At 52.6% G+C, this 8548-nt stretch carries 5 protein-coding genes and 2 pseudogenes; 3 read left to right on the top strand and 4 right to left on the bottom strand.

Annotation, left to right across the window (positions count from 1 at the left end; all coding sequences use genetic code 11):
• The 4 genes and pseudogenes from MES37_RS22220 to MES37_RS22205 all read right to left on the bottom strand — a co-directional run.
• Positions 1-217 (bottom strand): annotated as a pseudogene (locus tag MES37_RS22220) (type VI secretion system tip protein VgrG); the annotation flags it as partial.
• Positions 218-584: 367 nt separating this feature from the next.
• Entirely contained in the window at positions 585-2432 is a 1848-nt protein-coding gene (gene selB, locus MES37_RS22215; protein ID WP_237932661.1) for a selenocysteine-specific translation elongation factor, read from the bottom strand.
• Complete coding sequence (gene selA / locus MES37_RS22210; RefSeq protein WP_133522139.1) at positions 2429-3817, bottom strand: L-seryl-tRNA(Sec) selenium transferase; 1389 nt, start codon at positions 3815-3817, stop codon at positions 2429-2431. Before selA ends, selB begins: the two co-directional genes overlap by 4 nt.
• Before the next feature lie 70 nt (positions 3818-3887).
• Entirely contained in the window at positions 3888-4496 is a 609-nt protein-coding gene (locus MES37_RS22205) for a glutathione S-transferase (RefSeq protein WP_064542492.1), read from the bottom strand.
• Positions 4497-4980: 484 nt separating this feature from the next.
• Between MES37_RS22205 and MES37_RS22200 the strand changes: the two genes are divergently transcribed.
• The 3 genes and pseudogenes from MES37_RS22200 to mtlR all read left to right on the top strand — a co-directional run.
• Complete coding sequence (locus MES37_RS22200) at positions 4981-6900, top strand: PTS mannitol transporter subunit IICBA (RefSeq protein WP_064542495.1); 1920 nt, start codon at positions 4981-4983, stop codon at positions 6898-6900.
• A 213-nt stretch (positions 6901-7113) separates the two neighbouring features.
• The gene (mtlD, locus tag MES37_RS22195; protein ID WP_064542498.1) at positions 7114-8259 is read left to right on the top strand and encodes a mannitol-1-phosphate 5-dehydrogenase; all 1146 of its coding nucleotides are present in this window, start codon (positions 7114-7116) and stop codon (positions 8257-8259) included.
• 55 nt (positions 8260-8314) lie between these two features.
• A pseudogene (gene mtlR / locus MES37_RS22190) lies at positions 8315-8548 on the top strand (mannitol operon repressor MtlR); the annotation flags it as partial.

Below are 8548 nucleotides of genomic sequence, written 5' to 3'. Positions count from 1 at the left end.
TGACATGGCGCAGGACTTTCTGCCCCTGCCAGAGCGTCAGGGTGACGTTTTTCTCCAGCAACGGGTCAGCCGTCTGGCGGAAAGACTTACTGGCGACGTCAGCATCGAGGACAAATGCAGCGGAGTTGTGCTGCAGCAGGCGAAAGCTCACCACCGCAAAGGTGTCCGGCTCCAGTCCTTCCACTTCCAGTGTAAAACGCAGTCCTTTTAACGACACGGCTCTCTCCCTGAGGCAAAAAAACGTTGCCGGGGAACCCGGCATGATGTCTGCGGAAGCATAATCGTGTACCGGTACGGAACTGTGACGGGGTACTAATTTATGGAAGGAAAATCGGTGGTATTAAAAATATATGATTTATATATCAGTTGGTTAATATGTTTTATGTATGTGCAGGAGAAAGGAATCAGTGGCGTGAATTAAACGCACACAACCGGAGAGATGGCTCATGCACTGACCATGATAGGCGCCAGATAATAAAAGATCCGGAAGCGGATAAAAGCGTGGCAGAGAATCAGGAGATTATTTAACGCATCACTAATCGTTGATTTATTCACATTAGTGATGCGTTAACCGGGTTATGTCGTTATTTCTCAAACATAAACAACGCCTTATCGCGCAGTAAATGGTCGTTTCCACGGCGGCGGGTAAAACCAATGCGGTCGAAATATTCGAGAATTTGCACCGCAAGTTTGCGGCCCACGCCCAGGCTGTCGCGGAAATCTGCCGCGCTGGTGGCACCTTGCGTTTGATCCAGTTCGCGGATCAAATTGGCGAAAACCTGAATCCGATCGTTACGATAATAACGATCTTTTATGATCGCCGTGACCAGCCCAAGTTGGGCGGCAAAGCGCAATAGCTGGCGCATTGCTTGTTCGTCTTGCTGAGTTTCCCGCGCTAAATCGCGTACCCACCATGGCTCATCACCAAATAACGCATCAACTTTTTGCCACACTGCCAGTTGTTCTGCAGAAAAACCCGGTTTGTGATCGGGCAGGTGCAGCCAGCCCTGGCGGCTAGCCAACAATCCTTCCTGACGCATTTTTTCTATCAGCGCCAGAACCAATGGTTCATCTTCACTCGGTAGTGCCATGCGGCGCAGGCGTTCGCGACCAGGGCCGGGTTGGTCATCATGCTGTTGATGATAACGTTCGAGAGTGTCGAGCAGTTTTTGTTTCCAGCGGGCGGCCATTTCATCGCTGAGCAAGCTGTTACCCGCGCGCAAAAAATCGGGATGGGTCAGTAATTCCTGCAATCCCTGGGTCGTCAGTTGCCGTGCCCAGGCGAAGTCAGTTAGCGTGACGGCGCTGCGCTGCAAATGAATATCGAGCGTCTGGCGGTCAGTTTCCGCATGTTTAAGTTGCTGTAACCACGCCAAAAATGCGGGCTGACGTTTACCACGGCGTGGTGCATGCAGCAGTATTGCGCGCGCACCTGCAAGCGTAACCCGAGCACTAATATCACGCAGTACCAGACGGTCGTTTTCGGCAAGCCACAGCGGGACATCTAAAACCAGTTCGGCAAGGTCATCTTCCAGTAGCGATATACGCCCGGTGACGTGGCTGGCAGCGTGGTGAATATGCAGCGGTTGCCATTGTTGTAGTGGGGCGTGGCTTTGCAACTGAACAATCACCCGCTCTACCGGTTGCAGGGGTTTTTCAGCCAGTAACCAGTCGCCGCGTTTGATATCGAGCTTTTCCGCATCGCCGCTGATATTGAGCGCGATACGCTGCCCGGCACAGGCGGTGTCAGTTTTGCTGTTTTGCGCATGCAGCCCGCGCACGCGCATCGGTTTATCGGCACCTGTTAGCCACAATGAATCGCCCACCTTCACTTCGCCACTTAACGCCGTACCGGTCACTACCAGGCCAGAACCTTTCACGGTAAAAGCGCGGTCAATGGCGAGGCGGAAGCGGTGCTGACGCGGATGTGCACGTTCGGGCAATGAAAGGAGGTGCGCACGTAGTTCGTCAATTCCGCTACCACTGGTGGCGGCGGTGACAAATAAAGTGGCATCTTGCCAGCCAAATTCACTGAGTGTTGCTAGTACGGCTTCGCGCACTTCATCAATACGCGATTCACTCACGCGGTCGGCTTTGGTTAAGGCGACAGTGAGCGACGGTTTCCCGGTTAATTGCAGGATGGCCAGATGCTCGCGTGTTTGCGCCATCACTCCATCATCGCATGCCACCACTAACAGCGCGTGATCGATGCCACCCACGCCCGCCAGCATATTGGCGAGGAATTTTTCATGTCCTGGCACATCAATAAAACCAGGAATGCGGCCATCGGGTTGCGGCCAGTAGGCGTAACCGAGGTCGATAGTCATGCCGCGTTTTTTTTCCTCTGGCAGACGGTCAGCATTCACGCCAGTTATGGCTTGCAGCAGGGTGGTTTTGCCGTGGTCAACGTGACCGGCGGTGGCAATAATCATCGGTTCAGGCTCTCCATGAAACCAGCTTCATCTTCCAGACAGCGTAAATCCAGCCATAAACGCCCATCGTTGATGCGGCCAATAATCGGTGTGGATGAATCGCGCAGGTTCTCTACCAGCGTGTTTAGCGTGGTGCCGCGGCCATCTTTTGGTGTGAAAGTCAGCGCTGAGCTGGGTAAGCGGTCAACCGGTAGCGATCCGCTGCCAATTTGCGATAAGCAAGGCTCGACGCAAACAGTAAACTGCTCGCCATATTTACCCTCAAAAGCAGGCAACAGACGCTGTGCAAGGTCTGTGATTTCACTGGCATCACGCGTTAACAGGCGTAACGTCGGCAATCTTTCAACCAGCGTTTCTGGATGTTGATACAGACGTAATGTGGCTTCCAGTGCCGCAAGTGTCATTTTATCGGCGCGCAACGCGCGTTTGAGAGGATGTTGCTGAATGCGGGCAATCAGCTCTTTTTTGCCAACGATAATGCCCGCTTGAGGACCACCAAGCAGTTTGTCGCCGGAGAAACTCACCAGGCTTACGCCTGCGGCAATTAGCTGTTGCGGCATCGGTTCTTCCGGCAAACCCCACTGGCTGAGATCAACCAGTGAACCGCTACCGAGGTCAGTCACAACAGGAATGTTCAGCTCGTTGCCTAGCTCGACAAGCTCGGCTTCGTCGACTGCTTTAGTAAAGCCCGCAATTTGGTAGTTACTGGTGTGGACTTTCATCAGTAACGCGGTGTTTTCACTGGCGGCCTGACGGTAGTCTTTCAAATGTGTGCGGTTGGTGGTGCCGACTTCGACCAGCTGGCAGCCTGCCTGGCGCATCACATCCGGGATACGGAATGCCCCACCGATTTCCACCAGTTCACCACGAGATACCACGACTTCTTCGCCACTGGCGCAGGCCGCCAGCATCAACAGCACCGCCGCCGCGTTGTTATTGACGATGCAGGCATCTTCCGCACCGGTCAGCTCGCAAAGCAGGGATGCCAGCGCTTTATCGCGATGCCCACGTTCCGCGCCGTCTAAGTCATATTCCAGCGTGACGGGAGTGCGCATCACTTGTGTCACAGCTTCAATTGCCGCTTCAGACTGCAATGCACGGCCAAGATTGGTATGCAGTACCGTGCCCGTCAGGTTAAACACTGGCTGCAATGCGCTGCGCAGGCCCGATTCAAGACGTGCCTGCACTTGTGCTGCCCAATCGTCATTCCAGTCAGGCAGTTGTTCCTGAGTGCGGATATGCTCGCGCGCGGTTTCCAGCATCGTGCGTAAGGTATTAACCACTTGAGAGTGGCCAAAATTGCGCAGCACCTCGCAAAATGAGGCATCACGTAACAGTTTGTCGATGGCAGGAAGTTGGCTGTACAAGGTGCGATGGGTAGTCATAACAAGCCGCAGAGTGGTGAAATTTCGCATTAGTTTACAGGGGGAGTTGGCCCCCTGTCATGGCGGGAGATCATGCTGTTGGCGGTTCTGTCCTGGCAAAACTTTCCCGTTCGAAAAGTTTCTCGACCAGTTTCACCAGATGTGGCCGCTCTACACACCAGCCTGGGGAAACGCGGCGGAAATTGAGATATCCCACTGCACATGCCACCGCAATGGTTGCCACACACAGGTTTTCGGCATTCAGTTTTTTATCCGCGGCGTATTGTTCGAGCAGCGTCAGGCCACGGCTAATTTTTTCCCGTTGGCGCAGCAGTTCGACTTCAGATTGCTGTTCGATTGGGCGCTGGCGTTCGCGTACTGAAACCAGAGCGGCATCCATGATGCCATCGGCAAGGGCCTCCATTTGGCGCATTTGTAATGCAGCTTGAGGCTCACGCGGGATAAGAGTTGGGGCAATATTCAACAGCTCGAGGTATTCCGCAATCACCGGGGAGTCGAACCAGTATTCGCCCTCGTCGGTGACCAGCGCAGGCACTTTGCCCAGCGGATTGTAATGGGGCGTGGTGCTTTCGGATGTCCACGGGTTGTCGTTTACGAATTCAAAAGTGATGCCTTTTTCCAGCAGTATCACCGATATTTTGCGCACATACGGGCTGGTGTAATTACCGATAAGTTTCATTACATCGTCCATTTTTAATCGACAAACGGTAAGTATGGATCAGGATGCATGAAAAAGTAGTGAAGAGTCGCCTGCCGCTGCGCTGTAATTTTATAACAAAATGAAATGAACGCTTTCGCGATGACTGCCCTGGAGAGCAGTAGGAAAATTTCGATGAAGATATTTTGTGACTAATGTCACATATAAATAACAAAGTGATAATCGAGAAATGTGATTTTAATCACACATACGGGTCAATTCAGCGCAAAAAATAGCTGCTGTGTTTTTTTTACACATCAATTATGTGATCAAGATCTCCTGATCATGCTTCGTTACACCCAGTGATGAGTGATCTATATCACATAAAATCCCGTGTACTGGACAGCTTAACGATTCAGTGCCAGATTCGCCTCACTTAGAGCATCTGGCAGCACTGCTTGCCACCACATTAACAATAAACCTCGGGCTGCTTTTTCAGCACGTGAACACAATAAGGGGTGTGCGTATGTCATCCGATATCAAGATCAGAGTGCAAAGCTTTGGTCGTTTCCTGAGTAACATGGTAATGCCAAACATCGGCGCATTTATCGCCTGGGGTATTATCACGGCGTTATTTATTCCAACTGGTTGGTTGCCAAGCGAGACACTGGCGAAACTGGTTGGCCCGATGATTACTTACCTGCTGCCGTTGCTCATCGGTTTTACCGGTGGTCGCTTAATCGGTGGCGACCGTGGTGGTGTGGTCGGTGCGATAACCACTATGGGTGTTATCGTCGGTGCGGATATGCCGATGTTCCTCGGTGCAATGATTGCCGGTCCTCTGGGTGGTTGGGCAATTAAACATTTTGACGCATGGGTTGATGGCAAGATCAAATCCGGCTTTGAAATGCTGGTGAACAACTTCTCCGCTGGCATCATCGGTATGATTCTGGCGATTCTGGCGTTCATGGGTATCGGCCCTGCGGTTGAAGTCCTGTCCAAAATTCTGGCGGCGGGCGTTAACTTCATGGTTGTCCATGACATGCTGCCGCTGGCGTCTATCTTCGTAGAACCTGCGAAAATCCTGTTCCTGAACAACGCAATCAACCACGGTATCTTCTCGCCGCTGGGTATTCAGCAGTCCCACGAGCTGGGCAAATCAATCTTCTTCCTGATTGAAGCAAACCCTGGCCCTGGTATGGGCGTGCTGATGGCGTACATGTTCTTCGGTCGCGGTAATGCTAAGCAGTCTGCGGGCGGCGCGGCAATCATCCACTTCCTGGGCGGTATCCACGAAATTTACTTCCCATATGTGCTGATGAACCCACGTCTGATCCTCGCCGTTATTCTCGGCGGTATGACTGGCGTGTTTACGCTGACTATTCTGAACGGCGGCCTGGTTTCTCCGGCATCTCCGGGTTCAATACTCGCGATTCTGGCGATGACGCCAAAAGGTGCTTACTTCGCTAACATCGCGGCAATCGTTGCGGCAACCGCCGTGTCCTTCGTGGTTTCTGCCATCTTGCTGAAAACAAGCAAGGTTAAAGAAGAAGACGACATCGAAGCAGCGGCTCGCCGTGTGGAAGAGATGAAAGCTGAATCCAAAGGTGGCGCTACGCCACTGGCGGTCGGTGCTGGTCTGTCTAACGACCTCAGCCACGTACGTAAAATCATCGTAGCGTGCGATGCAGGCATGGGTTCAAGTGCGATGGGTGCGGGTGTGCTGCGTAAGAAAGTCAGCGATGCGGGCCTGAAAAATATCTCTGTAACTAACTGTGCAATCAACAGTTTGCCGGATGACGTTGACCTGGTGATTACGCACCGTGACCTGACCGAACGTGCGATGCGCCAGGTTCCACAGGCACAGCATATTTCCCTGACTAACTTCCTCGACAGCAGCCTGTACTCCAACCTGACCGAGCGTCTGGTGGCCTCTCATAACCTGAGCGAGAAAGAAGTTAAGGTGATGAGCAGCCTGGAAGACAGCTTTGTGCCAAGCGAAGAAGGGTTGTTCCGCCTTGGTGCCGGTAACGTGTTCCTTGGCCTGACTGCGACAACCAAAGAAGAAGCGATTCGCTTTGCCGGTGAGCAACTGGTGAACGGCGGTTACGTACAGCCTGAATATGTTGATGCGATGTTTGAACGTGAAAAACTGACCCCAACTTATCTGGGCGAAGGCATTGCCGTTCCGCACGGTACGGTTGAAGCGAAAGACCGCGTCCTGAAAACTGGCGTTGTGTTCTGCCAGTATCCGCATGGTGTTCACTTCGGTGAAGAACCTGATGATATTGCCCGCCTGGTTATCGGTATTGCCGCTCGCAATAACGAACACATCCAGGTTATCACCAGCCTGACCAACGCGCTGGATGATGAGTCAGTGATTGAGCGCCTGGCGAACACCACCAGTGTTCAGGAAGTGCTCGACCTGCTGGCAGGTAAGAAGTAGCAGTGGTGGTGTGGGTGGCTCCGGTCGCCCTCACCCCGGCCCTCTCCCCCAGGAGAGGGTGAATACCGATCTAGTTCCCTCTCCCTCAGGAGAGGGTGAATACCGATCTAGTCCCCTCTCCCTCAGGGAGAGGGTTAGGGTGAGGGTGGTCAGCACCGCATACCTCCTCACCCGAACCCTCTCGGGTGATTCAAATTTAAGAAGGTGAACGACATGAAAGCATTACATTTTGGCGCAGGTAATATCGGACGTGGCTTTATCGGCAAACTGCTGGCAGATGCCGGTATCCAACTGACCTTTGCGGACGTCAACCAAACCGTTCTTGATGCGCTGAACGCGCGCCATAGCTACCAGGTTCACGTGGTGGGCGAGCAAAAGCAAATCGATACCGTTTCTAATGTGAATGCCGTCAGCAGCATCGGTGACGAGGTCGTCACGCTGATTGCAGAAGTTGACCTGGTCACCACGGCTGTTGGACCAGTCGTGCTGGAACGTATCGCGCCAGCAGTGGCAAAAGGGCTGGTTCTGCGTCGCACCAATGGTAATGAAAAACCACTGAACATTATCGCTTGCGAGAATATGGTGCGTGGCACCAGCCAGCTTAAAGCGCATGTGATGAAGGCGCTTTCTGAGGATGATCAAGCCTGGGTTGAGCAGCATGTTGGCTTCGTGGATTCCGCGGTTGACCGCATCGTGCCTCCTTCTGAATCTGCCACTAACGATCCGCTTGAAGTCACAGTTGAAACATTCAGCGAATGGATTGTTGATAAAACTCAGTTCAAAGGTGACCTGCCAAACATTCCTGGCATGGAACTTACTGATAATCTGATGGCGTTTGTTGAGCGTAAACTCTTCACGCTGAATACCGGCCATGCTATAACCGCGTACCTTGGTCAGCTTGCGGGTCTCCAGACCATTCGCGATGCGATTCTCGATGAGAAAATCCGTGCGGTGGTGAAAGGCGCAATGGATGAAAGTGGTGCGGTGCTGATCAAGCGTTATGGCTTTGATGCAGACAAGCATGCGGCCTATATCCAGAAAATCCTCGGTCGTTTCGAAAACCCGTATCTGAAAGATGATGTGGAACGCGTTGGCCGCCAGCCACTGCGTAAATTAAGCGCGGGCGACCGACTGATTAAACCGTTATTGGGCACTATCGAATACGGTTTACCGCACCAATTCCTGGTTAAAGGTATTGCCGCGGCGATGCATTATCGCAGCGAGCAAGATCCACAAGCGCAGGAACTGGAACAGTTACTGGCAGAAAAAGGCCCACAAGCAGCGCTGGCTGAAATCTCTGGCCTTGATGCTAACAGCGATGTTGTTGCTGAAGCGGTGAATGCTTATAACGGCAAATAGTGATGCAAAGCGGGTGCAGTAGACGCTGCACCCAATAATACTTTTAGTGATGTAGGCAAAGATGGAAGAAACCCAGGCCTTTGAAAACCGTGTGCTTGAGCGTCTTAATGCCGGCAAAACCGTACGCAGCCTGCTGATTGCTGCTGTCGAGCTTCTCACCGAAGCGGTTAATATCCTGGTGATTCAGGTCTTCCGTAAAGACGACTATGCGGTGAAATATGCCGTTGAACCGTTGCTGGAAGGGGATGGCCCGTTAGGGGAGCTTTCTGTACGCCTCAAACTCATCTAC

It is taken from the genome of Buttiauxella sp. S19-1, assembly GCF_022134725.1.
In the GTDB taxonomy this organism is placed as follows: domain Bacteria; phylum Pseudomonadota; class Gammaproteobacteria; order Enterobacterales; family Enterobacteriaceae; genus Buttiauxella; species Buttiauxella ferragutiae.
This window is presented reverse-complemented; position numbering and strand designations above follow the sequence as displayed.

What these genes read in the sequence shown, in the direction of transcription:
- selB (WP_237932661.1), bottom strand. Translation starts at nt 2,432, where the DNA reads ATGATTATTGCCACCGCCGGTCACGTTGACCACGGCAAAACCACCCTG.
- selA (WP_133522139.1), bottom strand. Translation starts at nt 3,817, where the DNA reads ATGACTACCCATCGCACCTTGTACAGCCAACTTCCTGCCATCGACAAA.
- MES37_RS22205 (WP_064542492.1), bottom strand. Translation starts at nt 4,496, where the DNA reads ATGAAACTTATCGGTAATTACACCAGCCCGTATGTGCGCAAAATATCG.
- MES37_RS22200 (WP_064542495.1), top strand. Translation starts at nt 4,981, where the DNA reads ATGTCATCCGATATCAAGATCAGAGTGCAAAGCTTTGGTCGTTTCCTG.
- mtlD (WP_064542498.1), top strand. Translation starts at nt 7,114, where the DNA reads ATGAAAGCATTACATTTTGGCGCAGGTAATATCGGACGTGGCTTTATC.